The sequence below is a fragment of the Rahnella sikkimica genome, assembly GCF_002951615.1.
Lineage (GTDB): Bacteria > Pseudomonadota > Gammaproteobacteria > Enterobacterales > Enterobacteriaceae > Rahnella > Rahnella sikkimica.
The window spans coordinates 1513831-1539682 of the sequence record NZ_CP019062.1 but is presented as its reverse complement, the minus strand read 5'-3'; the positions used below and the strand labels follow the sequence as shown (position 1 = coordinate 1539682).

The 25852-nt window shown below is 51.3% G+C and carries 17 protein-coding genes; 15 read left to right on the top strand and 2 right to left on the bottom strand.

Annotation, left to right across the window (positions count from 1 at the left end; genetic code table 11):
* Positions 1-172: 172 nt before the first annotated feature.
* Positions 173-1033 carry a LysR family transcriptional regulator gene (locus BV494_RS06845; RefSeq protein ID WP_192938094.1) on the top strand — a complete coding sequence of 287 codons (861 nt, stop codon included), beginning with the start codon at positions 173-175 and terminating at the stop codon, positions 1031-1033.
* A 424-nt stretch (positions 1034-1457) separates the two neighbouring features.
* Here BV494_RS06845 and BV494_RS06840 read toward each other — a convergent pair whose 3' ends face one another.
* Positions 1458-4112 carry an inverse autotransporter beta domain-containing protein gene (locus BV494_RS06840; protein WP_192938093.1) on the bottom strand — a complete coding sequence of 885 codons (2655 nt, stop codon included), beginning with the start codon at positions 4110-4112 and terminating at the stop codon, positions 1458-1460.
* A 737-nt stretch (positions 4113-4849) separates the two neighbouring features.
* Between BV494_RS06840 and BV494_RS06830 the strand changes: the two genes are divergently transcribed.
* The 13 genes from BV494_RS06830 (at position 4850) to BV494_RS06780 (ending at position 21828) form a co-directional block, all read left to right on the top strand.
* Positions 4850-5857 (top strand): Ig-like domain-containing protein, encoded by a 1008-nt coding sequence (locus BV494_RS06830; RefSeq protein WP_104922178.1) that lies wholly within the window; start codon positions 4850-4852, stop codon positions 5855-5857.
* Positions 5858-5934: 77 nt separating this feature from the next.
* Positions 5935-8058, top strand: a complete 2124-nt coding sequence (locus BV494_RS06825; RefSeq protein ID WP_226790043.1) for a hypothetical protein — start codon at positions 5935-5937, stop codon at positions 8056-8058.
* Positions 8040-9722, top strand: coding sequence for an Ig-like domain-containing protein (locus BV494_RS06820; RefSeq protein ID WP_104922177.1), 1683 nt, complete (start codon positions 8040-8042; stop codon positions 9720-9722). Before BV494_RS06825 ends, BV494_RS06820 begins: the two co-directional genes overlap by 19 nt.
* Before the next feature lie 8 nt (positions 9723-9730).
* Positions 9731-10105 (top strand): RCC1 domain-containing protein, encoded by a 375-nt coding sequence (locus BV494_RS25775; protein ID WP_192938092.1) that lies wholly within the window; start codon positions 9731-9733, stop codon positions 10103-10105.
* Positions 10084-10374, top strand: coding sequence for an RCC1 domain-containing protein (locus BV494_RS25770; RefSeq protein WP_192938091.1), 291 nt, complete (start codon positions 10084-10086; stop codon positions 10372-10374). The genes BV494_RS25775 and BV494_RS25770 overlap by 22 nt, the downstream gene beginning before the upstream one ends.
* A gap of 194 nt (positions 10375-10568) precedes the next feature.
* Positions 10569-11525: an HvnC protein gene (locus BV494_RS06815; protein ID WP_104922176.1), complete on the top strand. Its 957-nt coding sequence runs from the start codon at positions 10569-10571 to the stop codon at positions 11523-11525.
* A gap of 617 nt (positions 11526-12142) precedes the next feature.
* Positions 12143-15919 (top strand): nitrate reductase subunit alpha, encoded by a 3777-nt coding sequence (locus BV494_RS06810; RefSeq protein WP_104922175.1) that lies wholly within the window; start codon positions 12143-12145, stop codon positions 15917-15919.
* Positions 15916-17451, top strand: coding sequence for a nitrate reductase subunit beta (gene narH, locus BV494_RS06805; RefSeq protein WP_104922174.1), 1536 nt, complete (start codon positions 15916-15918; stop codon positions 17449-17451). The genes BV494_RS06810 and narH overlap by 4 nt, the downstream gene beginning before the upstream one ends.
* Entirely contained in the window at positions 17451-18173 is a 723-nt protein-coding gene (gene narJ / locus BV494_RS06800) for a nitrate reductase molybdenum cofactor assembly chaperone (protein ID WP_104922173.1), read from the top strand. Before narH ends, narJ begins: the two co-directional genes overlap by 1 nt.
* Positions 18170-18850, top strand: a complete 681-nt coding sequence (gene narI / locus BV494_RS06795) for a respiratory nitrate reductase subunit gamma (RefSeq protein WP_104922172.1) — start codon at positions 18170-18172, stop codon at positions 18848-18850. Before narJ ends, narI begins: the two co-directional genes overlap by 4 nt.
* Before the next feature lie 95 nt (positions 18851-18945).
* Positions 18946-19185 carry a hypothetical protein gene (locus tag BV494_RS06790; protein WP_104922171.1) on the top strand — a complete coding sequence of 80 codons (240 nt, stop codon included), beginning with the start codon at positions 18946-18948 and terminating at the stop codon, positions 19183-19185.
* Positions 19186-19304: 119 nt separating this feature from the next.
* Positions 19305-20810, top strand: a complete 1506-nt coding sequence (locus BV494_RS06785; protein ID WP_104922170.1) for an IS1182 family transposase — start codon at positions 19305-19307, stop codon at positions 20808-20810.
* 145 nt (positions 20811-20955) lie between these two features.
* Positions 20956-21828, top strand: coding sequence for a D-amino-acid transaminase (locus BV494_RS06780; RefSeq protein WP_104922169.1), 873 nt, complete (start codon positions 20956-20958; stop codon positions 21826-21828).
* Positions 21829-22521: 693 nt separating this feature from the next.
* On the opposite strand, the gene BV494_RS06775 is transcribed toward BV494_RS06780, so the two are convergent.
* On the bottom strand, positions 22522-23226 hold the full coding sequence (locus BV494_RS06775; protein ID WP_104922168.1) for a DUF2461 domain-containing protein: 705 nt from the start codon (positions 23224-23226) through the stop codon (positions 22522-22524).
* Positions 23227-23431: 205 nt separating this feature from the next.
* Between BV494_RS06775 and BV494_RS06770 the strand changes: the two genes are divergently transcribed.
* Positions 23432-25144, top strand: a complete 1713-nt coding sequence (locus tag BV494_RS06770; RefSeq protein WP_104922167.1) for an ABC transporter ATP-binding protein — start codon at positions 23432-23434, stop codon at positions 25142-25144.
* The last annotated feature ends 708 nt before the right edge of the window (positions 25145-25852 follow it).

Genomic DNA, 25852 nt, shown 5'->3' with positions numbered 1-25852 from the left:
TCATTAATAGCATCCTAATCGTACATAACTATAAGTGATGACTAAAATTCACACACAGTTAGGCAAAAAAAAATCAGTCCTTGCCCTTTGTCGGGGCATTGTTTAACTTATCGATTTGTATAAATATTAACATTTAAATGATGCTAAAAGGCAAAGGAACATGGATATGTTTATGTCAAAAAAAGTTAAATACTTTATTCATTGTATGAAATTCGGTAATTTTAATAAAGCAGCCGAAGAGTTATGTATAACAAGGTCTCCGCTAATTAAAACCATCAGCGATATCGAATACTCCATAGGAGAAAAGTTATTTATCAGGAATTATAATGTGCTAGAGCCTACAGAAATCGCTGGGATGTTATACGGAAAGTTAATGCCGTTATATGATATGTCGAAAGCAATAGAGCGTGATCTTAAAAACGAATTATCTTCTTCAAGATTACAGTTTATTTTTGACATTAGTTTTCCATTAGGCCTCGTTAAGCAAATTATTTCAATAATGAAAATAGAAGGGATTAATTTCACAAGTCAAAGGCAGTTGGTCAATGAGTCATGTATAAAAGAATTATCCGGCAGCAGCACGAAAGTATTTCTTTCCTTGAGAGGAAATATCTCCAACGATCATACAAACAGGCATAAAATAACAGAAAGCAATCTGTGTTTACTTTTACCAACCAAAATGAATACTGGCGAACTCGTCAATGGTTCGTTACCCGACATTCCCATTTTAATGTATGCATGCGAATTTTCTGAAGATATTCAAAAGTGGCTAACTTATGCTTTGCGGGAAAAGTATTCTAATTTGCAGTTTAAGACTTGCGAAATGGATATTATGTCCATGGTTATTGCTGTATCTAAAGGACACGCGATGCTTATTCTTCCCGAGAACTCAGCGCTTAATTATCATGTGTCAGGCGTTGATAAAATCGTGATAAAAAATGTCTTAATAACAAGTTACATCTATCATAATGCTAAGGGGGAGGTAACAAATTCAATCAACAAAGTTTTAAGTATTTTCAAAACATTCTTTTGAACATACTTATGATGATGGTATTTTTTAATCTGAAGAATGAAACGTGTCATGCAGTGTGGCCGGCTTTTCGATGTTTTTCGTCATCTTTTTTTATGGATGCGCAGTTTTTATGATTTTTTTAAAGTTACATTCACATGTAAATAAAGAGGTGCCGCCATGATACAGTCCGCATGGATATTGGGATGCCATTATTAACTGCGTTTCTTTTTTCGTGGACATAGTGTCATTGTTAAGACGATTCATTCTGAGGCCGTGCTGAGAAAATTTCGGTGCGGCAGAGTTAAATAGATGGATTGATTTCTCTGGCAGCAGGCGAATACGTGCTTACGACAACCGGGGGCAGCTAAAAAATTCGGGTGGATATAAATTCCTGGGGCGGTTACACAACCCCAGGTTGAAGTTTATATCACCTGAAGGTCATATCTCAGTGCGGGGCATAATCCCGAAATATGGTAATGGTGACAGGTGAATTCGGATCCTGAATATAAGCTTGATTAACCGTCACGACTAACTTCTCACCCTCAATACTGCCCCCGGAGGCGTAGCACGATTTTTGTGCTTCCCCGTTAGCGTCTGATACTCCGTCTCCCGCAGCGCAGTACAGCATTGGATTTGGGGAGTTATCCCAGGTTAATCCAGCACCAGAGACCGGTTTGCCATTGATATCGACAACACGGACGGTAATAATGCCCGGATCTGTTTTACTCCCGACACCCGCCGAGGTGTAGCTAATTGAAGCCACTTTGGGTGCGATAAAACTTGCTGTGGTTTGCCCACTTTTTTGCCCTGCAGTAGCAACAACCGTGAGGGTCTTGTCTGGCGAGGTATCGGTCAGATTCAGTTTCGCCACGCCGTTGCCATCGGTGATGACCGGGTTTGCGGATGCTACCAGAGCACTGCCGCCGCTGAGTGCCCAGGTGACACTGACGTTGGGCATCGCTTTGCCTGATGCATCGGTCACTTTGGCCTGCACCACGTTGGCGGTGGTGCCGTCAGCCGGTGAGCTATTCGTTATCATGCTCACTGAGACTTTATCGACCGGAACGGCAGTGAAAGTGGCGGTTGTGTTTCCTGAAACACCTCCGACACTTCCCGTCACCGTAATGGCCTGATCTGGCGAGGTATCAGTCAGATTCAGTTTCGCCACGCCGTTGCCATCGGTGATGACCGGGTTTGCGGATGCTACCAGAGCACTGCCGCCGCTGAGTGCCCAGGTGACACTGACGTTGGGCATCGCTTTGCCTGATGCATCGGTCACTTTGGCCTGCGCGACGTTGGCGGTGGTGCCGTCAGCGGGTGAGCTATTCGTTATCATGCTCACTGAGACTTTATCGACCGGAACGGCAGTGAAAGTGGCGGTTGTGTTTCCTGAAACACCTCCGACACTTCCCGTCACCGTAATGGCCTGATCTGGCGAGGTATCGGTCAGATTCAGTTTCGCCACGCCGTTGCCATCGGTGATGACCGGGTTTGCGGATGCTACCAGAGCACTGCCGCCGCTGAGTGCCCAGGTGACACTGACGTTGGGCATCGCTTTGCCTGATGCATCGGTCACTTTGGCCTGCGCCACGTTGGCGGTGGTGCCGTCAGCCAGAGAGTTGTTAACGATCATGCTGACGCCGATCGTTGAGACATTTTGGCTTACGAAGGAAGAATCAACGGATTCCGTCTTGCCTTCTGCGGTTACCATGAGTTTTACGGGGCCCGCATTACTGTTTGTAAACTGAACGGTTGCCTGACCCTGACTGTCTGTTGTTTTATCGCTGGCGACGATGACGGCGTTGTTGTCGACTTGCCAGGTTAAAGCGATGCCCTGTAAGACCTTTCCACTGGCATCAGTTACTGTCACCTGGCCGGTATTTTGTTCTGTACCGTTTGCCTGACTGTTATTTTTGATCACTTTGAGATTAAGGGACGCAAGGTACTGAGCAAAAGAACTTGCCGTTGAACGGGTAATGGATCCGGAGGTGGCGGTAACATTGACCTGCTCTGCGCTGATATCGGTAATATTGACAGAGGCATCTCCGTTCTTATCGGTCACAGCGTTCGTTGCGCTGAGTTTTGCGCCGCCGGTCACGCTCCAGACAATCGCCGCCCCTGCTGCGGACTTGCCATCAGAGGTTATTGCATGCGTGGTGAGAGTGTTTGTTGTAGCGCCATCGGCAGGACTGTTGTTTATGACGCTGGTTAACGTCAAATCCGCCAGGGCAGCTGACGTTTCTTTCTTCTTATATTGCAAAACGATCTCATTGTTACGATCAACCAGATCGTAGCGACTGCCTGCCAGACTGCGGCTTAACGCAACGTCATCTCCCGACAGTTGTGACGCCAGAGATTGTCCCAGCGTGTAGCGGAAATTCAGGCTAAACGTGGTTTCATCCATAGAATCTTGTCCACGTTTGTAATCGACCCCCACTGTGACTAACGACACGGGCGTATAATTTACCCCAAGCGTTATGGCTGACGGGTTATTTTGCAGGTGATCTTTATCGAACAGGGCTACATCGTCACCATAATACTGTTCGTACATGACTTTTGCGCCCAGCTGCGGGTAAGCAGGGAGGTAGCCTTCTGCACGGACATCATACCCGTCAGCCGGTTTTTCGTTGTAATCATCAAAATCGCGGGAGCTGTGCCAGTCGGTGGTGCCAAAATACGTATTGGTGGCCAGCTTCAGATAATTCGTCCAGGCTTCTGCACCTATGCCGACCCGGCGGTTTTTACCCGTAAAATCATCATCAAGAAAAACGTTGCCGCCAAACATCCAGTCCTTCACATCGAAGGTACGAATGCCCATACCGAGATTTCCTGTGGTTCTTCCGTCGGGAGCCCGGAGCCCAACCTGCGTAAAGAGTACAGATTTTTTATTATCATAAAGAGGGGCCAGAAAATCGAAGGAGCTGTCGTCCCAGTTGCCGTCGTTATCGATATTAAGATTGATTCGGGCCGTACCAAACTGACTGAGCCATTGGCTGGCAGCAGAAGAGGCATATCCGGACGCTTCAGATATTCCCTGATTCACGACGCCACCCGACGTATTCGTCGATAGCCCCTGGGAAAGCGCTGTAATTGTGCTCATATCCGCTGGCGGTGAGGTGGGTTGAGCTGGTGAATTCGAAAGCGAGGGTGAAGACAGGGGGGGCTGCGGTTGACCCTGCGCTTGCACCATAGGTGTGAAGAAAAACATAAGCGGCAAAAGTGCCTGAAGATAAATTTGCATCCATGTTAGAGCAAAACGAATACGGGACTTGAAAGAAGAAAGGGTTATCTCTTTCAGGTTAGAAAGGGGTAGGTTTGTCATAAATATCATTTATTAAGCATTGTAAGGGGGGGGTGATATTTGCAAATAAACCGTTGACGTGTAAACAATATAAATATTTATTCATTGATATTATATTTTTTAAATCATGGAACATTCATCATTTCAATGAATATGATTTCTATGTGCTAATTTTTTCTTCAGCATTCCAGTTGTGCCGCTGTTTTTTTTTAAATAAAATATTTTATTCCACTCGCAAGTACACATTCGCTTGCATTAATTACATCTTGTTTCAGTATGCGAAAAAAATACGTAATTTCATATTTATTTTATTATTTCATTAACGTGCTTACTCGAATGACTTAGTGTTTCATGTAATTTGTTAATCTTATTGTCAAAAAACACATCTCTTCTTTTCCATTTTTAAAAACCTAAAAATTAATCACGAGTCATTTTTTTTACGCAATTTAATGCTCATTTTATGGCGCAGAATTATTTGGCAGTCAGGTGTTGAGATACTGGCTGGTAAAATTTAATCACTCTAAAAGGTTTTAAAAATGCTAACTTTAAATATGATTTCTTCTGTCACTTCAGACATCGATACCCTTCCATCAGATGGCTCTCAGAGCGCCACGCTCAGTGCCCTGATTGACTCTGCGACTCCCGGTATTACGGTAACGTGGGCCGTTGCAAGCGGCGGTCCGGGCACAGTGTCTCCTTTAACCTCTGTTACTGATGCAACAGGCCTGGCGACGACGGCGTTAACAGCGTCGGCCATTGGCACAATCAGTGTTTCGGCAACCACCTCTGATGACGCGACCGGCATGTCGGTCAGTGTTGCAGCGGCTAACCTGTTGTATAGCCCTGACGTGCTGAATGCCAGTGTTGAAGATGACTACACCCTCAGCGATAGTGATCTGAATTTTGGTGTTTGGGCAACGATCCCACGTTATAAAGGAGCCAAAGTCAAAGATCAGGTAACCTTCTACTGGGGCGATGTGGGCAGCACCACGTTCCCGATTACTGATGTCACGGCTGACCTGCCAAAAGACATTGATGTCACAAATCAGCTGCCACCAGAGTGTCTGCAGGAAGGCACTTATTCCGTCAGTTATACGGCCGTTGATGCGAGTCAAAACCCAACGGATTCTGTTGCGCTGAGTATTAAAGTCTCAACGGGGAGTACTCCTGCGACATTACCTGAACCCACCGTACCTGAGGCGACGCGTGGTGTCATTAATGTTGAGATTGCGGCTGACGGTGTTGACGTGGATGTTGCATATAATTCCATGGCTGCCGGAGATTATATTACCCTGTTCTGGGAGGGCCAAGATGCCCAGGGTATTAAAATTGAGGCTGCAACCACCTCACAAACTTATACCGTCGTTGACGGTGACGTCAGCCATACGTTTACTTTTGATAACGCTTTATTTTATCCAAATGGTCTGGGATACGAAGGGCAGGCAGTCACCAGTTATACTGTCCATGTGCCGGGGAGCGAAGCTGATCAAAAATCTATTTCTCTCACGCTTCAAGTGGACACCGTGCCACCAGGCAGTAATTAATTTGAGTCTTTGAAATCATTCTGCCGGTAATTATTCCGGCAGAATTTTTACGTAACGATAAAGAAGGGGATGAAACGATGCGGAATTATTCCGTACTGCCAACGGCGTTATTACCTCAAATGGAAAATGATGGTAATATCACTGAAGTTGAATTGGATAGCGATAAAGGTGTAGTGATTAATGTTGATGAATATACTTCGGCAGAACATGGCGATTATTTAGGTCTATATTGGGATGGTATTCTTTGTGCAACGCTTCAAATAGACAGTCCGGCAACGTATGCATGGCCATGGATTGTCACTATCGCGCAAGCGGGGGCTCCTGATGGCCCGCACCAGGTTTGGTATACCGTCACGGATGCAGCGCAGAACCCTTCAGCCTCGCCTGTGACGACGGCGATTGTCGACAGGGCACACAGTACGGGACTCTTACCCCCGACGTTCCCTGATGCGGACAATAACCAGGTTATTACCTACGATTCAGTCGTTCAGAATAGCGGTACCTACGTTCACGTTCCCTGGAGCGACGGTGCATTCAATGCAGGTGACACGGTTTACGTTTATTGGCGTGAACTGGACTCCATGGGCACTGCGGTCGCCAATAGCAATACCAGCGTAATGCACAGTGTAATAGCCAGTGACCTGAATGTGGGTTTTGATGTCCTGATCGCGTCCTCCTTTGTCAGTGCGGTGAAAACAACCGGTGTAGCGCAAGCCTGGTATTCGGTTATTCCTAATACCGGCGTAGCGCAAAGTTCTCAGACAGGCGAGGTGAATATTGATATGTCGGGTACGGGGACTTACCCTGCGCCCATTATACCTGCGGGGATTGATGGCTGGATTGACTGCAGTGAAATCACTATTGCAGGCATTGAAATAGATATTCCAGCGAATACTCAATTCGTGGTCAATGCCAGCGTTGACGTTTGCTGGCAGGGGTATATTTCCTCCGGCAGTCCCGTTCCCGGCACGTATTATGTTTCTACACGCGTGTTGGATCAAAATGATGTCACCGCGGGGTTCAGTATTACCGTACCCGTCTCGTTTATTACCCCGATAGGCATCGGCTACGCGCAAGCCTGGTATGAAGTCAAAACACTGTCCCCTGCGGGGATTTCTGCCCGAGCCATGAGCCAGGTCGATGCTGAACACTGTGTGTTGCTGCCTGCGCCTGTTTTTCCGGCGGCGAGTGATGACAACACAATCAGTGGAGATGAAGTTGTCGAAGATAACGGCACGGACATGTTTGTCACCTGGACCGGAATGGCATTGGGCGATATCGTCACGGCTTACTGGTTCGCGTATCGGACGACGCCGGATTCACCCCTCCCGCTTACCCGCTGGATGGAAACGCGGACTCTGACTCAGAATGAAGCACAATTACAACAGGCCGAATTCCATATCCCCGCTGAAAATATAACGCCCGTCGGCAACGGATATGGGGAGGGGAAATATCAGGTCAATTTTAGCAGCGGGGGCATTGCCTCTTCGGACACAAAGGAAGTCATCGTGTCAACCAACTCAACCTCGGGATTGCAGATGAACTGTACCACCGGGGCACCGATATTTGACCAAAACATATTAGTTCGGCCCCTGAATACTGCCCTCCTGACCGGTCCGGCAGGTGCAGAAATTGAAATCTCGTTACCCACCGACTCAAGCGCATTCTTTTATCCCAGTGGCTCTAAAATACTGAGTCTGTCTCTTGATTCGTCGGGTAGCGCTATCGCAGAGGTTTACAGTTTCAGCGTAGGCAATGTAACTCTCAACGCGTACGTCTCAGACAGTCCTGACCAGAATGTGACGAAAGAAATGTTATTTACAGACTGGCTCTACGGAGAAGGCGATCTGGCCTATTACGGCATGTCAAACGGGGCAATGGCAGGCGGAAAACAAGTTTGTAGTGTGTATGTAAAAACCTCTGATTCGTCCCTGTTTCCGCTGGCCAAGCTGGCGCTGACAACCCCCACCAGTGCCATTATCCCCATTTCTGGCACAACAACCGCCATCCTTGATATGGGAAATCACTATTGCGGTGAATTTGATGTCACAGATGTGTCAGGCCAGACGGTGGATTTTACCCTTTCCCTGGTAGGAAGCAGTTTTTACATCACCGATTCACTGCTGTTTCTTGCTGCGTCGCTTATTAATTCCGATGAGATCCCATCAAAAAGGAGTTTTGTATGTCCATCAAGAGCCTGATTTATTACCCAACCGAAAATTACGCCGGGGCCGGTGTGAGTATCGCTCACGGCCAAACGGGTGACATTGCCAGCGGATATGATCACTGGACTTACCGCTCCGTTGCCGTATCGGCTATGCAATCGTTTGTGTTTAGCGAGGTGAATACTGACGTTGCGTTAAGCTATCTCAGCCATGTGGAAGACGTGATTAGCACCGGGATCCCGGATCTGACCCAGGTCTACGCGTCATCAGACCAATTCCCGCTTCACTATCTGGGGCTTGACCCCACCGTCGCCGCACTGGTCTGGCTAAAAATTGACCCATCGCAAGTTGTCCCGAATGCCGTGGCCTCTCAGGCGATAGTGGGAGGCAGCAGTACGACGGTCACCACGTTAAGTCTGCCGGGTCGTCCTGGTGCGCTGGGGTTTGTCTCATTAACTGAGGGGGGCGCTGTGTCAGCCACCTGCCCTTACGGCAGCTACAATACGGCGACCGGAGCGGTCTCCTGGACCGGAAGCGGGGGGCTGGAATTGGTATTTACTGCGGGTGCTGTCAAAATTACCAGCGCTACCGGTTTTCCTCAGGGCTGGACATTCTCAGTCCCCCAGTTACAGGGAGATGGCTCCTGGGTAGTGACACTTACTGGCGGCAGTCCTTCAGTGAACATAATCAGCGACCTGACATCCGATAAGCAGAATATTGCTAATAATGGGAGTGACACCGCCACCCTCACTGCCGTAGTCACAGACAGCATCACAATGCTGCCGGTGCCCAATCAGGCGGTAAACTGGAGCACCACGCTGGGGGAAATTGTTGTGGTCACGCAGTACACCGACAGTAAAGGTCAGTCAGTCGCGACGCTGACGGACACCGGTGATACCGGGACCGCAACAGTGACCGCGTCACTGGGCTCAGAAGCGGGTGTATCGGTGGATATCCAGGTGGCAAGCTCTTCTGCGCTGATTGTCCGCGGAGCCAGATCCTGCCAGAAAGCATCAGGCCAGCAGACGTTGGGTTGTCTGGTTGCTCTGGACGGCCAGTCATTTGAAGTGGTTGACGCGACTTGGCAGTACCAAAACGTCGGCAGCAGCCGCAGTGGAACCTCTTTCCTCGATACCGAGCCCTCCGATCTCCTGAAGGTTTCGGCAAGTGGCTATGCGGGTGTGACACTGAATGCGTCAAATTTGACGGGCAATGGTGAATGGACGGATACCTCAACGTCTGCAGGCGCCTTTGTTGCGACGTTGAATAACGGCGAATGTCTGGCATGGGGTGTTGCCGCGTCCGGAGGGGTTACACCCACCGGGCAAGGGAGTGATGGCATCAGGTCCGTATCCGCAACGTTTTCTGCTTTTACAGGTTTGCGGGCCGACAATTCAGTGTTCTGCTGGGGAAACCGTGAGGAAGGTGCAGATTTACCCGAAGATATTAGCGCACTAAACAGTATTAAAAACGTCCGCGGGAGTAACGGAACGTTTGCGGCACTCTCGGCAAACAATCCTTACGTCCTGACCTGGGGATGGGGCACGAAAGGGTTTCGCGAAACCGATATGTCAGTGCCGTCTGATATTGCAGGTATGAGTAGTATTACAACATTAATTTCCAACGATAACGCCTTTGCTGTTCTGGATACCAGTGGAAGGGTTTATGCGTGGGGGGAAGCCACTTCCGGGGGACGGTAAGCAGTGAAGTGAAAGCCCTGACAGGAATTACCACATGCTGTGCTTCACGCAGGGCCTTTGCCATCATTGCAAATGGCAGAATTAAGGCCTGGGGCGACAGTGATTATGGCAGTAATGCACAGTCTGTCTCTGGTGTCACCAATGCCAGCCGGCTTATTGCTACTGAGTCTGCCTATACGGCAATATTGTCTGGCGGGAAAATTGTCTGCTGGGGTAACTCTACTTACGGGAATGATTTACCGGAAAGTTATAAAGTACTCACCGATATTATTGATGTGAAAAGTACCTATGGCGCGTTTGCGGCATTACGTGCAAATGGCAGTGTGATCACCTGGGGTAACAGTAACTATGGGGGAATAGTTTGTCCGTCAGTTCTCGTTTAAATAATATTGTCGCGATCAGTGCCACGTCGGGGAGTTTTGCGGCGCTGACGTCTCAGGGGAGTGTAGTGACATGGGGAGACACCAATACCGGCGGGGATGATTCTTCCTGCGCAGCAGAGTTAAACGATATCTGTGCTATTTATTCCAATACTCACGCCTTTGCTGCATTAAGAAGTGATAATAACGTGATCGTTTGGGGTGATCCATCGTCGGGCGTTAATGACTTCCCCTCAGGTTTAAATGGAAATATTTCCTACATCAGTCAGTAATTATTGGTGCGATGTACAATAAATCTGACAGATACACTTAAGAGAAACTCACTGAGAAGTGGGTTTCTTTTTTATTATTTCAGAATGTGTTTCATTTTTGCATAAAATTGAAGTGTAAAAAGATAATTCAAACTGTATCTGCATCTTACTATGGTGTTGAACGATATTAATCAATTAACTCACATAGGTGATATATGAACAGTAAAATTTTACTTCCCATTTCAATCGCGGCGATTATGTTTTCGCCTCATGTTTTTTCCCATGATTATTCTCAGGAGAAAGAAGCCTATCTTAAATCACATCTGTTACGCAGTGATGTGCGGCAGAGTGGTATTAAAACTGCTGAGTATTTAAATGAAGATTATTTATCTACAGTATCAACGTGCGATACGGATAGTACGCCAGCATTTTTGTGTTCTGGCGTATTGTTCAGAGGAACGGATGTATTTTCAACATCATTCCATTCTTGGGATCCAAGCCCGGCATCTCAGTCAAATGGTGGGGTGTCATTTTCATATTTACGGGCTGATTCTAAATTTACAAAACTGGCCTATGATTATAATAATGGTTTTATTTTCTTTCCCTACTTCTATGCGCCAGACGGTGAAGGCATCGACACCAATATAGATGTCATGTGTTCATTCCCGATTGATGCAGGAACCAATGCGCGCAGTGACAAGGGGTGTGGTGCATCCTCCAGTCAACCGAGCCATAGCGGTCCCTGTCAGGATCAAGGTATAACAACTGCCGCGCAATGGCATACCCAATTTGTTCAGGGAGGTAATAATACAAGCTACCAGTGCGGGTTTACCACCGACGATGACAGCGGATATAATACGGCGGACGGGTTCTATCAAAGTATTCTGAGTATGGCAACAATTGCCGACCAATCTTTCGAAACTCAGAACGAACTCAGGCTCGCAACCTGGGCTCAGGGAAAGCAGGACTCATTACCTATTAACGCCTTTTTCTACCTGAGCGGGACAGACGGATTAAACAACGCGCAGCAAAATCAAAAAGATTATTATAACAGTACAACGAATGCAGTATGGGTGCCGGTTATAGAGATGATATTGCCCGCATCGGAAAATGACCAGGCCAGGTTTGAATACCTTCCTGCCGATCAGCTCATTCCTGAACCTTCAAGATAAAATGTAAGTGACGAATTTCGGGAGTGCAGGAAACAGTGCTCCCGTTTTACGTATTCCGCCAGTGACCAGGTGGTCAGTGAAATCCATAAGGCAACATTGAACGCTACGCACTAAGAGAACGCTGTCCGGTTTTATCTTTCGTTGTACCGGCCACCTTCTGAGAAGGTGGCTTCAATCAGGCGATACCCTGCCCATCAGAGTGACGTTTTCCCAATACCCCTCATTTTCCACTTTTTGAAACACTTGATGAAAAACGCATAAAAATTCATTTTTTCTCATTAATAATCATAGTGTTAAGAGAACTCATTTTTGTACCTCTTTGGGGGTATTTCTCGTTGTATAAGTATTTACATGACGGCGGGGCGTTGATCGCAATCAAGTAGCACGTCTCCGCGCGTGAATACCCTGAGGCCACATTTTCCCTTTGTACTTGAAATAGCAGCGGCGTTAGCGGCACTCAGTCACCCGAATCACTGACTTATGTCAGCTCATCGGGATTCATTCGTTTGCTGCCTTGCTGCAATTCCAATTACTTCGGGCTACGAGCAATGAAGTTGTATTCCCCGCCATTCACATAATGACAAAGCGCCTCAGGCCTTTGCACAGGAGAGTTCCGGATGAGCAAGTTTCTTGACCGGTTTCGCTATTTCAAACAGTTAGCTGAACCTTTCGCTGACGGCCACGGCCAGACGCTGAATACCAATCGTGACTGGGAAGACGGCTACCGCAGCCGCTGGCAGCATGACAAAGTGGTCCGTTCCACGCACGGTGTGAACTGCACCGGTTCATGCAGCTGGAAGATTTACGTCAAAAACGGCCTGGTCACCTGGGAAACCCAGCAGACCGATTATCCGCGAACCCGTCCGGACCTCCCGAACCACGAACCGCGTGGCTGCCCGCGCGGTGCCAGCTATTCCTGGTATCTCTACAGCGCCAACCGCCTGAAATATCCGCTGATGCGCAAAAAGCTGATCCAGCTGTGGCGCGAAGCCAAGCTGACCTACAGCGATCCGGTGGATGCCTGGGGTTCGATTGTTAACCAGCCTGAAAAAGCCAAAGAATACAAAGCGGCGCGCGGACGTGGGGGTTTTGTCCGTTCGAGCTGGCAGGAAGTGAATGAGCTGATTGCGGCGTCCAACGTCTATACCGCCAAAACCTTCGGCCCTGACCGCATTATCGGTTTCTCGCCCATTCCGGCGATGTCGATGGTGTCTTATGCCTCCGGCGCGCGTTATCTGTCGCTGATCGGCGGCGTGTGTCTGAGTTTCTACGACTGGTATTGCGATTTGCCTCCGGCTTCTCCGCAGACCTGGGGCGAGCAGACTGACGTGCCGGAATCCGCCGACTGGTACAACTCTTCTTATATTATTGCCTGGGGTTCGAACGTTCCGCAGACCCGTACGCCGGACGCCCACTTCTTCACCGAAGTGCGCTACAAAGGCACCAAAACGGTGGCGATCACCCCGGATTACGCTGAAGTCGCCAAACTGTGCGACCACTGGTTAGCGCCGAAACAAGGCACCGACAGCGCACTGGCGCTGGCAATGGGCCATGTGATCCTCAAAAACTTCCATATCGACAATCCAAGCCAGTACTTCACTGACTATGTGCGCCGTTACACCGACATGCCGATGCTGGTCATGCTCGAACCGCGGGAAGACGGCTCTTATGCCGCAGGCCGTATGCTGCGTGCGTCCGATCTGGTGGACAACCTCGGGCAGGAAAATAACCCGCAGTGGAAAACCATCGCCTTTGATGAAAACACCGGCGAGCTGGTTTCTCCGCTGGGTTCCATCGGTTACCGCTGGGGCGAAAAAGGCCAGTGGAATCTGGAATCACGCGAAGGCAAAGAACACAAAGAGGTCAGCCTGCAACTGAGCCTGCTGGATAATCACGATGACGTCGTGAACGTCGGCTATCCGTACTTTGGTGGCGCGGTCAGCGAACATTTCAACAGCGTAGCGCTGGATGAAATTCTGATGCACAAACTGCCGGTGAAACGCCTGCAACTGGCCGACGGGACTACCGGTCTGGTGGCGAGCGTTTATGACCTGACACTGGCGAACTACGGCATCGAACGTGGCCTGAATGACGAAAACTGCGCGCAGAGCTTTGACGAAATTAAAGCCTACACGCCAGCCTGGGCCGAAAAAATCACCGGCGTGTCGCAGCAAAATATTGCGCGTATCGCCCACGAATTTGCCGATAACGCCAACAAAACCCACGGTCGTTCGATGATCATCGTGGGTGCCGGGATGAACCACTGGTATCACCTCGACATGAACTACCGCGGCCTGATCAACATGCTAGTCTTCTGCGGTTGCGTCGGTCAGAGCGGTGGCGGCTGGGCTCACTACGTCGGCCAGGAAAAACTGCGTCCGCAAACCGGCTGGCAGCCGCTGGCATTTGGCCTCGACTGGCAGCGCCCGCCACGCCAGATGAACAGCACCTCGTTCTTCTATAACCACTCCAGCCAGTGGCGTTATGAAACCGTCGCGCCGCAGGAACTGCTATCCCCGCTGGCGGATAAATCGAAATTCACCGGCAGCATGATTGATTTCAACGTGCGCGCCGAGCGGATGGGCTGGTTGCCCTCTGCGCCGCAGCTCAACGTTAACCCGCTGCACATCGCGGCACAGGCGAAAGCCGCCGGTCAGTCTCCGGCTGATTTCACCGTCGCAGCCCTCAAAGATGGCAGCGTGCGTTTTGCCGCGGAACAACCGGACAATCCGCAGAACTTCCCGCGCAACCTGTTCGTCTGGCGCTCCAACCTGCTGGGGTCTTCCGGTAAAGGCCACGAGTACATGCTGAAATATCTGCTGGGCACCGAACACGGTATTCAGGGAGATGATTTGGGCATTCAGGGCGGCGTGATGCCGGAAGAAGTCGAATGGCAGGCGCAGGGCGGTGAAGGCAAACTGGATCTGGTGGTGACACTCGATTTCCGTATGTCCAGCACCTGTCTGTATTCCGACATCGTTCTGCCGACCGCCACCTGGTACGAAAAAGACGACATGAATACCTCGGATATGCATCCGTTTATTCATCCGCTGTCTGCTGCTGTTGATCCGGCGTGGGATTCCAAAAGTGACTGGGAAATCTACAAAGGCATCGCCAAAGAATTCTCACGGGTTTGTGTCGGGCATCTGGGCGTGGAAACCGACGTGGTCACGCTGCCCATCCAGCACGATTCTGCCGCCGAACTGGCGCAGCCGCTGGGCGTGGAAGACTGGAAAAAAGGCGAATGCGACCTGATACCGGGACGCACCGCGCCGCATCTGATGACCGTTGAACGCGATTACCCGAATACGTATGAGCGTTTCACCTCAGTCGGCCCCTTGCTGGAAAAACTCGGAAACGGCGGTAAAGGCATCAGCTGGAACACTGACAGCGAAGTCGAACTGCTGAAAAAACTGAACTACACCAAGGCTGATGGCGCAGCGAAAGGGCGTCCGTGCATCGAAACGGCCATCGACGCCGCCGAAGTGATCCTGACGCTGGCACCGGAAACCAACGGCCAGGTTGCCGTGAAAGCCTGGGCGGCGCTGAGTGCCAACACCGGCCGCGACCACACGCATCTGGCGCTGAATAAAGAAGACGAAAAAATCCGCTTCCGCGATATTCAGGCACAACCGCGCAAAATCATCTCCAGCCCGACCTGGTCGGGTCTGGAAGACGAACACGTTTCTTACAACGCCTGTTACACCAACGTGCATGAGCTGATCCCGTGGCGCACGCTGTCCGGCCGTCAGCAGATTTATCAGGATCACGAATGGATGCGTGCGTTCGGTGAAAGCCTGCTGGTTTACCGTCCGCCTATCGACACCCGCGCGGCGCAGCCGTTGCTGAATGCGAAACCGAACGGTAATCCGGAAATGGCGCTGAACTTCCTGACGCCGCACCAGAAATGGGGCATTCACTCCACTTACAGCGACAACCTGCTGATGCTGACCTTGGGTCGCGGCGGCCCTATTGTCTGGCTCAGTGAAGACGATGCGACAAAACTGGGTATCGAAGACAACGACTGGATTGAAGCCTTCAACGCCAACGGCTCACTGAGCGCCCGTGCGGTGGTCAGCCAGCGCGTACCGGCGGGGATGACCATGATGTATCACGCGCAGGAACGTATCGTGAACATTCCGGGCTCCGAAATCAGCCAGCAGCGCGGCGGTATTCACAACTCCGTGACACGCGTTTGCCCGAAACCGACGCACATGATCGGCGGTTACGCGCAGCTGTCTTACGGTTTCAACTATTACGGCACCGTCGGTTCTAACCGCGATGAGTTCGTGATTGTCCGCAAAATGAACCGCATCGACTGGTTAGACGATGAGGGCAACGATTACGTGCAGGCCGCCGTACTCCCTAAAAAAGGACAGGAGAAAGCCAAATGAAAATTCGTTCACAAGTCGGCATGGTGCTGAACCTCGACAAATGCATTGGCTGCCACACCTGTTCCGTGACCTGTAAAAACGTCTGGACCAGCCGCGAAGGGATGGAATACGCGTGGTTCAATAACGTTGAAACCAAACCGGGCCTGGGTTATCCGCACGACTGGGAAAATCAGGAAAAATGGAAGGGCGGCTGGATCCGCAAAATCAACGGCAAATTGCAGCCGCGTATGGGCAACAAAGCCAACCTGCTGCATAAAATTTTCGCCAACCCGCATATGCCGGAAATTGACGATTACTACGAACCGTTTGATTTCGATTATCAGCATCTGCACACCGCGAAAGACGGTAAACATCAGCCGGTGGCGCGTCCGCGTTCCCTGCTGACCGGCAAACGCATGAAGAAAATCACCGGCGGCCCGAACTGGGAAGACGATTTAGGCACCGAGTTCAGCAAGCGTTCTGCCGACCAGAACTTTGCCAACATGCAGAAAGAAATGTATGGCGAATTCGAAAACACCTTCATGGCGTACCTGCCACGTTTGTGTGAACACTGCCTGAACCCGGCGTGCGTAGCGACCTGTCCGAGCGGCGCGATTTATAAACGCGGCGAAGACGGCATCGTACTGATTGATCAGGACAAATGCCGCGGCTGGCGTATGTGCCTGACCGGCTGCCCGTACAAAAAAATCTACTTCAACTGGAAAAGCGGCAAATCAGAAAAATGTATTTTCTGTTATCCGCGCATCGAAGCCGGTCAGCCCACGGTCTGTTCCGAAACCTGCGTCGGCCGTATCCGCTACCTCGGCGTGGTGTTGTATGACGCCGACCGTATTGCAGAAGCCGCCTCGGTTGAAAACGAGAAAGACCTGTACGAAAGCCAGATAAGCATCTTCCTGGATCCGAACGATCCGGAAGTGATGGCGCAGGCTGAGATCGACGGCATTCCGCTGTCCGTGATGGACGCCGCGCGTCAGTCGCCGGTTTACAAAATGGCGATTGAGTGGAAGCTGGCGCTGCCGCTGCACCCGGAATACCGCACGCTGCCGATGGTCTGGTACGTACCGCCGCTGTCACCGATTCAGTCCGCTGCCGACGCGGGCGCATTGCCGCACAGCGGTGTGTTGCCGGACGTCGAAAGCCTGCGTATTCCGGTGGAATATCTGGCGAACCTGCTGACCGCGGGCGACACCGCGCCGGTGCTGCGCGCCCTGAAACGGATGCTGGCGATGCGCCATTTTAAACGCGCAGAAAGTGTGGACGGTGTGGTGGATACCAGCGCATTGGAGCAGGTCGGGCTGACGGCGGCACAGGCGGAAGAAATGTACCGTTACCTGGCGATTGCTAACTATGAAGACCGTTTCGTTGTGCCATCGAGCCATCGCGAACAGGCGCGCGAAGCGTTCCCGGAAGCGAAAGGCTGTGGTTTCAGCTTTGGCGACGGTTGCCACGGCAGCGATACCAAATTCAACCTGTTTAACAGCAAACGCATCGATGCCATCGACATTGGCGCGAAAACTGAAAGGAAAAGCTAATGAACAGTTTACGACTGATTGGCTTATTGCTGGATTATCCGTCGGAAGATCTCTGGACGCACAAAATGGAACTGCTTGAAGCCGTGACCACGTCTGCGGAACTGAATGCAGAGCAGCGCCTGGATCTGGCGCTGTACATCACGGATTTCTGCCAGAAAGATTTACTCGACGCGCAGTCGGCGTACACCGGTTTGTTTGATCGTGGCCGCGCCACCTCGCTGCTGCTGTTTGAACACGTTCACGGCGAATCCCGTGACCGGGGCCAGGCGATGGTCGATCTGATGGGGCAATACCGTGAAGCCGGTCTGGAAATCGACAGCCGCGAACTGCCGGATTACCTGCCGCTTTATCTGGAATATCTGACCACCCGTGACAGTCAGGAAGCTCGCGACGGCCTGCGTGATATCGCACCGATTCTGGCTTTGCTGAGTGCCCGTTTGCAGGAACGCGACAGCCATTATGCGGAGCTGTTTGATCTGCTGCTGGCGATTTCCGGCAGCGACATCGCCACGGAAAAGGTGCGCGAAGGGATCAAACAGGAAGCGCGCGATGACACGCCTGCTGCGCTGGACGCCGTCTGGGAAGAGGAGCAGATCAAGTTTCTCGGTGAACAAAGCTGTTCGACCGGCGAGGAAGCCGCGCACCAGAAACGTTTTGCCGGGGCGGTCGCGCCGCAGTATCTGAACCTTGATGACACGAATGCGGGGGAACCACGCAAATGACTGACTTCCTCAACAACTTTTTCTTCAACATTTACCCGTACCTGTGCGGCACGGTTTTTCTCGTCGGCAGCTGGTTGCGTTATGACTACGGCCAGTACAGCTGGCGCGCGGGCTCAAGCCAGTTACTGGAGAAAAAAATCTTACGCATTGCTTCCCCGCTGTTCCACGTCGGTATTCTCGGCATTATTGCCGGTCACGCCTTCGGGATGCTGACACCGCACTGGATGTACGAATCCTTCCTGCCGGTGCCGGTGAAACAGCAGATGGCCATGTATGCCGGTGGCGCGTGTGGCGTGATGACGCTGGTCGGTGGCGGCATGTTGCTCTGGCGTCGTCTGAGTAACGCGCGCGTGCGTGCCACGTCAAGCTTCGGCGATATCATGATCATTGCGCTGCTGGTGATTCAGTGCGCGCTCGGCCTTGGCACCATTCCGTTCTCCGCCCAACATATGGACGGCAGCGAAATGATGAAACTGGTCGGCTGGGCGCAGTCTGTGGTGACGTTCCACGGCGGTGCGGCTGAGCATCTGGACGGCGTGGCGTTTATTTTCCGCGTGCATCTGGTGCTCGGGATGACGTTATTCCTGCTGTTCCCGTTCTGCCGTCTGGTGCATGTCTGGAGCGCGCCGGTGGAATATCTCACCCGTCGCTACCAACTGGTGCGCAACCGTCGCTGAGAATTGGCGAACGTTGTGAACAGTCTGTTTTGACATAAAAATCAGGGGCGCTATTATGCGCCCTTATCTTTATTTTTTTGCTCAAGGACGTACTGATGGCCACTCCAAGACAACCTATGACTGTTGCCCGTCGTTTATTACGCAACAGCCTGATTTTACTGGTAATCGGCATTGTCGCCGCACTTCACGGCCTGATCGTCGGCAGCCCTGAGACCCCGCCGGGTGAAATGGCACCCCAGCTGATGCTTGGCATCTGGTTTATTTTTATGGGTGCGGTAATGGCGCTGATCAGCTGGCTGGTCATCCGTAATAAAAAGAAGAAAGGCCAGCTCTGATCGTCTGGCAATTCTCACGAAAAGCGCTCACCGGAGCGCTTCAGATTGCTGACAAAGTCCTGGCCTCATGGCCAGGACTTTGATCTAATAGGGTTAGCCTAATTTATGAGCTAACACCCATGCTTAAAGAATCCGCCCCTCAGCAATATCAAATCGAAATGGTCACCCTCGAAGAGCTGGTGCCCAAAAATCATCTCGTGCGTAAAGTCGACGCCGCCATCGATTTCGAGTTTATCCGCGACGAAGTCGCCCATCTTTATTGTCACGACAACGGCCGTCCCGCCATTGACCCCGTGGTCCTGTTTAAAATGATGCTGCTTGGCTACCTCTTTGGCGTCCCCAGCGAACGCCGCCTCGTGCAGGAAATTCAGGTCAACGTCGCCTACCGCTGGTTCCTGCGCCTCGGCCTGACCGACAAAATTCCCGATGCCTCAACCCTCAGCCAGAACCGCATCCGCCGCTTCAACGGCACGGACGTGTTCCAGCGCGTGTTCGACAATGTCGTTGAGCAGGCCATCGCCAAAGGTATGGTGAACGGCCGCGTGCTCTACACTGACAGCACGCATCTTAAAGCCAACGCCAATCCGCATAAGGCGGTCAACGAACCCCGCCCGGTGAAGGCCAGCGCCTATATTGATACCCTGAATGCGGCCATCGATGAAGACCGGGAGGCCGCCGGAAAAAAGCCGTTAGCGCCGTCGACGACCGTGAAAATGAAGAACACCAAGGTCAGCAAAACTGACCCGGAAAGCGGCTTCATGCACCGGGATAACAAGCCGAAAGGCTTCTTCTGGCTCGACCACCGCACCGTCGACGGCAAGCACGGTATCATCACCGATACACACACCACGCCGGGCAACGTCAACGACGCCCAGCCTTATATCGCGCGCCTGGAGCGCCAGCTGGCGCGGTTCCCGCTGAACCCGGTTGCCGTCGGGCTGGATGCGGGCTACTTCAACGCAGCCGTCTGCCATCTGGTGGAAGAGATGCAAATCATCCCGGTTCTGGGCTATCGCAGGCCGAACAGAGGGCAGAATAAACTGCAGAAAAAAGACTTCGTCTATGACCCTAAAATCGATGCCTATCGCTGCCCCGAAAAGGCACTACTGATTTATAAAACCACGAGCCGCGAGGGGTATCGCCATTATCACAGTTCGCCGGAAGTGTGCGCGAAATGCCCCAGACTAAAGACGTGTACGCAGAGCCAAAACACGCAAAAAGTGGTGACGCGACACGTGTGGGAAGCGAGCAAGGAGCGGGCGAATGAGATGTGGCTGACGGCGTGGGGCAAGAAGGTGTACCAATGGCGAAAAGAGACGGTGGAAAGAAGCTTCGCGGATGCCAAACAGCATCACGGGCACCGTTACGCGCGGTTCCGCGGGCTGATGAAAGTGCAGATGCAGTGCCTGCTGGCAGCAGCGGCGCAGAATATGAAAAAGATAGCGCTGCTGGCGCATTTTTGTCTTTTATTGGGGCTATACAGTGAGTTATCGGCGTTGATGAGAGTGCTTATGCGGGTTCAGGAAGTCATCGATGAAGCAGGTAGAAAAAATATCGCGATCGCGACCTTCGGTCGCTCAAAAAGAAGAACCCCACCGAAAATGTGGGGTTCGTCAGCAATCTGAAGCGCTCACCGGAGCGCTTTTTTATTTGCAGGGAACCAGAAACCTGCGTTACGTCAACATCGCCCGCTCATTTTTCACGCAGTTTATTCCTGTGACTCAGATAAGCTAATAAAAATCCTATTTCAATTTGGCCAGGAAAAATGACATGACCAGAACGGTATACCTCAACGGGGAGTTTGTTGCCGAGCAGGATGCGAAGGTGTCGGTGTTTGACCGCGGTTTCTTATTCGCGGATGCGGTGTATGAAGTGAGTGCCGTTCTGAACGGTCGTTTACTGGATAACGCCGCCCATCTGGCCCGGCTGGCGCGTTCGTGTCAGTCGCTGGATCTGCGGTTGCCTTGTGCGCTGGGGGACATTGAGATCCTGCAAAACCGCCTTATTGCCGAAAACAATTTGCACGAAGGGGCGGTTTATCTGCAAATCAGCCGGGGCAACAGCGGCGACCGTGACTTTGATTTTCCCGGCGAAAACGTCAGCCCGACATTCCTGATGTTCACGCAGGCCCGGCCGCTGATTGATCATCCGAAATCCAAAACCGGCATCCGGATGGTTTCCGTGGATGACATCCGCTGGCAGCGTCGCGATATCAAAACCGTCGGTCTGTTAGCGCCATGCCTCGCCAAAGAGTACGCGCATAAACACGATGCGGATGACGCGCTGCTGGTTGAAAATGGCCTGATCACCGAAGCCAGTTCCAGCAATGCCTGGATCGTCGATGCCGACGGCACGCTGATCACCCGTCCGCTGAGTACGCATATCCTGCACGGGATCACGCGTCAGGCGCTGCTCGAACTGGCGAAACAAAACGACCTGCGTTTTGAGGAACGTCCGTTCACGCTGGAAGAGGCGCAGAATGCACGGGAGATTTTCATCAGTTCCGCCACAACCTTTATCTGGCCGGTGGTGAGCCTGAACGGGAAGCTGATCGGCGATGGGAAATCGGGGGTGATGACCGGGAAATTGCGGGAGATATATGTGGCGATGGCGGTTGAGGCAACCGGGGGAGTTGGGAGTTAACTTCAAGTTCAAGGTCGTGGGCGTCGGCCCACACCGACCAAAGACCCGGTAACGCGCGGGTCTCTGGACTCTGCGCTTTTTTAACTGCGCGCTATCGCTGGGTCGACGGACGTGTTCTGTTACTCCAGCATGTGGCGTAAATCCAGGCACTTCGTGCTGCCTTCACTCGGTCTTCGAGCCATAGGTCTCGAAGCCGCTCTGTTCAGCTGGATTTTGAGCGCGCCAGCCCACTTATCTAAAAAGATTAAAACTCGTCTGCTTTTGAATCTAGATAAGCCTCCAGCCGCTTTCAAAAAGCATGCTGAATTACATAGCCAGTGGCCGCTTTCAGAAAGCTTGCCGCGCGAAGCGTTTCGAGACCTGTGGCTCGAAACCGAGAAAGGGAACCGCGCAGCGGCAAGTTTTCGCGGCAATAGCTGTGGCTGCTGAAACATAGCCTACGAGCGGCAGCGCGCAGTGAAAAAGACGCAGAGAGTCCAGAGAGGGCCCGTCCTGGCCCTCTCTGGTCGGTTTCGGCGCGAAAAGTCATGTGGTCACCGCTCGTGAGAAACCGAAATCTCCTCGATCCTTATTAAGCTCCCACCGCTCGTGAGAAACCGAAATGTTCTCGATCCCGATTAAGCCCCCACGGCGAGTGAGAAACCGAAACGCTCTCGGGCAGTTGGGCCCGTTTGGGCGGCGAGCCCATGAACATCACTCTTCCCCTAACGGCAGTTGATTTTTCTTCATTCCCTCGATCCCGATCAGCATCTGATACAACGGCGCAATCCGCTGAAAATCACGACGTAGAATCCCCACCACTTCACTGCTCAAAACCGGCTCCATATCCCTGTGGGAACTCATCAGCGCGAAGGATTTTTTGTTGTACCAGGCCGCCAGCGCCGGATCCTGATCTTTAATCAGCGGGCGTTTATAGCTGTCGCCCTCGATGGTGAAATTCGGTTCAATGCATTTCGCCATTTTCAGAAACTCTGCGGGCTTTTTCAGCAGTTGCTGGCGGAAAAGATCCATCGTGGTTTTTGACGCGCTGTAATATCCCAACCCGTAACGCCACCAGTCCTGACCGAATTCAAAGAAGTACACCGGCGCATCGGTCCAGTTTTTACGGGAACGTTTGAAGGTCAGCCACAGATTGCAGCGGTAGATCGACTTATCGTGTGAAAACCGCGTATCGCGGTGCATTCTGGAAATGGTTTTGCCAATCGCCGGACGCGTTTCGAACAAATCGTCGATGATCACCATATCCTGACTCAGATCTTCGACCAGCTTGCGCATCGGCTCGAGAAGATGTTCCTGATAAATCTCACGATTTTCGTCGAACCACTCTTTATTGTTGTTCTGACGCAGCGCCTGCAGGAAATTCAGGCCAGACTGCGTGAAACCGGTAAATTCTCCCATGACACCCCCTTATTCTGTCGCTAATATGGCTTACTGTGTATTTAAACAGTATCCCCGATTTTTTTAACCAGATCAAAAGAGAATGCCGGTTTGCGTGGAATGCGTGTCACAGGCAGGCAGATAAAATTCTCTGATTGATAACAATTTTCATCTAGACTGATCGCTTCGCCTTTACAGGCCGGTAATCTTAATCAGAGGATGCACGATGCTCCGCCGTTTTTTCGCTTATTACGCGCCTTATAAAAAACTGTTCTTCCTCGACTTCGGATGCGCGATCCTCGCCGGATTGCTGGAACTGGGTTTTCCGATGGCGATCAAAACCTTCATCGACAAGCTTCTGCCTGCCCATGACTGGGTGCTGATCATCGGCGCGACGGTCGGGTTGCTGCTGATCTACCTGTTTAACACCGCGCTGATGGCGATTGTGAACTACTGGGGCCACGCGCTGGGCGTCGGCATTGAAACTGACATGCGTCGTCAGGCTTTCAGCCATTTACAGAAACTCTCTTTCCGTTATTACGACAATACCAAAACCGGCCATATCATTACGCATGTGACCAAAGATCTGGAAGAGGTCGGGGAAGTCGCGCACCACGGGCCGGAAGATGTGTTTATCGCGGTGATGACCTTTATTGGTGCCTTTATTCTGATGGCAACCGTGCATATGCAGCTGGCGCTGATGACCATCATTATTGTGCCGGCCATGACCTGGATGGTGAGCCGCTACGGGGCGCAAATGACCGAAACCTGGCGACGGCTGTTCGGGCAGGTGGGGAATTTCAACGCACGTATAGAAGAAAGCATCGGCGGGATCCGCGTGGTCAAAGCGTTCGCCAACGAAGAGCATGAGCAGAAGCTCTTTGCGTATGACAACGATAAATACCGCACCACCAAACTGAAAGCCTATCAGATCATGACCGCCAGCCTGACGCTGAGCTATCTGAGCACGCGCCTGGTTCAGCTGATCGTGATGGTGGCGGGCACCTGGTATGTGATTAATGACCAGCTGACCTACGGCGGCTTCGTCGGTTTTCTGCTGCTGGTGGAAGTGTTCTTCCGTCCGGTGGCGAAAATCAGCTCGGTGCTGGAAAGTTATCCGAAAGGCATCGCCGGTTTTAAACGTTTCACGCAGCTGATCGACACCGCACCGGATATCGTGGATCGTCCGGGCGCACAGGTCGTCAGCCATCTGCGCGGCGACATTCATTACGACAATGTGGTGTTCGGCTATACGCCTGCCAGCAAAATTCTGAACGGGATCACGCTGTCGATTAATGCCGGTGAAACGCTGGCGTTTGTCGGGCCGTCCGGTGCCGGGAAAACCACGCTGTGCTCGCTGCTGCCCCGTTTCTATGAGATTGACAGCGGCAGTATTTCCATCGATGGCATTGATATCCGTGATATGACGCAAACCTCGCTGCGCCACAACATCGGGATTGTGCAGCAGGACGTCTTCCTGTTTGGCGGCACAATCCGCGAGAACATTGCTTATGGCAAGCTGGATGCCAGCGAAGAGGAAATCCGTCTGGCCGCCAGCCGTGCACGTCTGGATGATGTGATTGACGCGCTGCCGCTGGGAATGGACACGGTCATTGGTGAGCGGGGCGTTAAACTCTCCGGTGGCCAGAAACAGCGGCTTTCCATTGCCCGCATCTTCCTCAAAAATCCGCCGATCCTGATCCTCGATGAAGCGACCTCCGCACTGGATACCGCTACCGAACAGGCCATTCAGCAATCGCTGGCCGAGCTTTCAGAAGGACGAACCACACTGGTTATCGCGCACCGTCTTGCGACGATTCAAAACGCTGACCGCATTATCGTGGTCGACAAAGAAGGCATCGTCGAGCAGGGAACCCACGACTCTCTGCTGGCCCTTCAGGGGCGCTACGCACAACTTCACGCCGCACAGTTTCGTTAATTTTTATCACCCTCCTCAATACTGAGGAGGGTTTTGATGATTCATAAACCTTCCTCGCTGTAAAAATCGGCAAATCTCTCCCCTGCGCTGACCGTTTTTTTTCTTCACTGAAGTACTTTCAAAAACCATAAAGCCCGTTTTGAATAAATAAAAACCAATCAGGAAATATGTGAATATCATTTTTTGTACAATCTAATCACGTGGGAAATTATTTTTGGATTAAATTTGGCTTTATTTTATTGAGGGCTTTTATTAAAAATCCGAATCCGAATGAAATTGCGTAGTACAAAAATCTTATGGTCGCATTTTCTATTTATTTGCTAATGAACTTACCCTCAAAATAATTACCCTGCTATGCACTATTAAAAGGCATTACGCTTTTTCCAGTTGTGAATTCATTAACGATTGTTAACAGATAAAAACCTTTTGAGAAAGGTGATCCCGCTTGCAACTGCTTTACAAAAGTAAACCTCAGTTGCACCAAAATAATGCTAAGCACCATTATGGTGCAAAACGTTATGCGAAAACCGCATATAATCAGGGGGTTAGAGACTTATGATTGAAACATAAAGTTACAACTCTTTACGCAAAAAAGACTTAGCGAGGCGAACTTTTCCATTTTAACTTTTCGTGCTCAGTGTTAAGGTTCAAATCGCTTTACAGACAGACGCATTTAAAAACATATACAAATACTCACAGCCCGATATT

Bases quoted from the DNA above. Each gene is read 5' to 3' on its own strand.
- BV494_RS06845 (WP_192938094.1), top strand. From the start codon at position 173: ATGTCAAAAAAAGTTAAATACTTTATTCATTGTATGAAATTCGGTAAT.
- BV494_RS06840 (WP_192938093.1), bottom strand. From the start codon at position 4,112: ATGAGCACAATTACAGCGCTTTCCCAGGGGCTATCGACGAATACGTCG.
- BV494_RS06830 (WP_104922178.1), top strand. From the start codon at position 4,850: ATGCTAACTTTAAATATGATTTCTTCTGTCACTTCAGACATCGATACC.
- BV494_RS06825 (WP_226790043.1), top strand. From the start codon at position 5,935: ATGCGGAATTATTCCGTACTGCCAACGGCGTTATTACCTCAAATGGAA.
- BV494_RS06820 (WP_104922177.1), top strand. From the start codon at position 8,040: ATGTCCATCAAGAGCCTGATTTATTACCCAACCGAAAATTACGCCGGG.
- BV494_RS06815 (WP_104922176.1), top strand. From the start codon at position 10,569: ATGAACAGTAAAATTTTACTTCCCATTTCAATCGCGGCGATTATGTTT.
- BV494_RS06810 (WP_104922175.1), top strand. From the start codon at position 12,143: ATGAGCAAGTTTCTTGACCGGTTTCGCTATTTCAAACAGTTAGCTGAA.
- narH (WP_104922174.1), top strand. From the start codon at position 15,916: ATGAAAATTCGTTCACAAGTCGGCATGGTGCTGAACCTCGACAAATGC.
- narJ (WP_104922173.1), top strand. From the start codon at position 17,451: ATGAACAGTTTACGACTGATTGGCTTATTGCTGGATTATCCGTCGGAA.
- narI (WP_104922172.1), top strand. From the start codon at position 18,170: ATGACTGACTTCCTCAACAACTTTTTCTTCAACATTTACCCGTACCTG.
- BV494_RS06790 (WP_104922171.1), top strand. From the start codon at position 18,946: ATGGCCACTCCAAGACAACCTATGACTGTTGCCCGTCGTTTATTACGC.
- BV494_RS06785 (WP_104922170.1), top strand. From the start codon at position 19,305: ATGCTTAAAGAATCCGCCCCTCAGCAATATCAAATCGAAATGGTCACC.
- BV494_RS06780 (WP_104922169.1), top strand. From the start codon at position 20,956: ATGACCAGAACGGTATACCTCAACGGGGAGTTTGTTGCCGAGCAGGAT.
- BV494_RS06775 (WP_104922168.1), bottom strand. From the start codon at position 23,226: ATGGGAGAATTTACCGGTTTCACGCAGTCTGGCCTGAATTTCCTGCAG.
- BV494_RS06770 (WP_104922167.1), top strand. From the start codon at position 23,432: ATGCTCCGCCGTTTTTTCGCTTATTACGCGCCTTATAAAAAACTGTTC.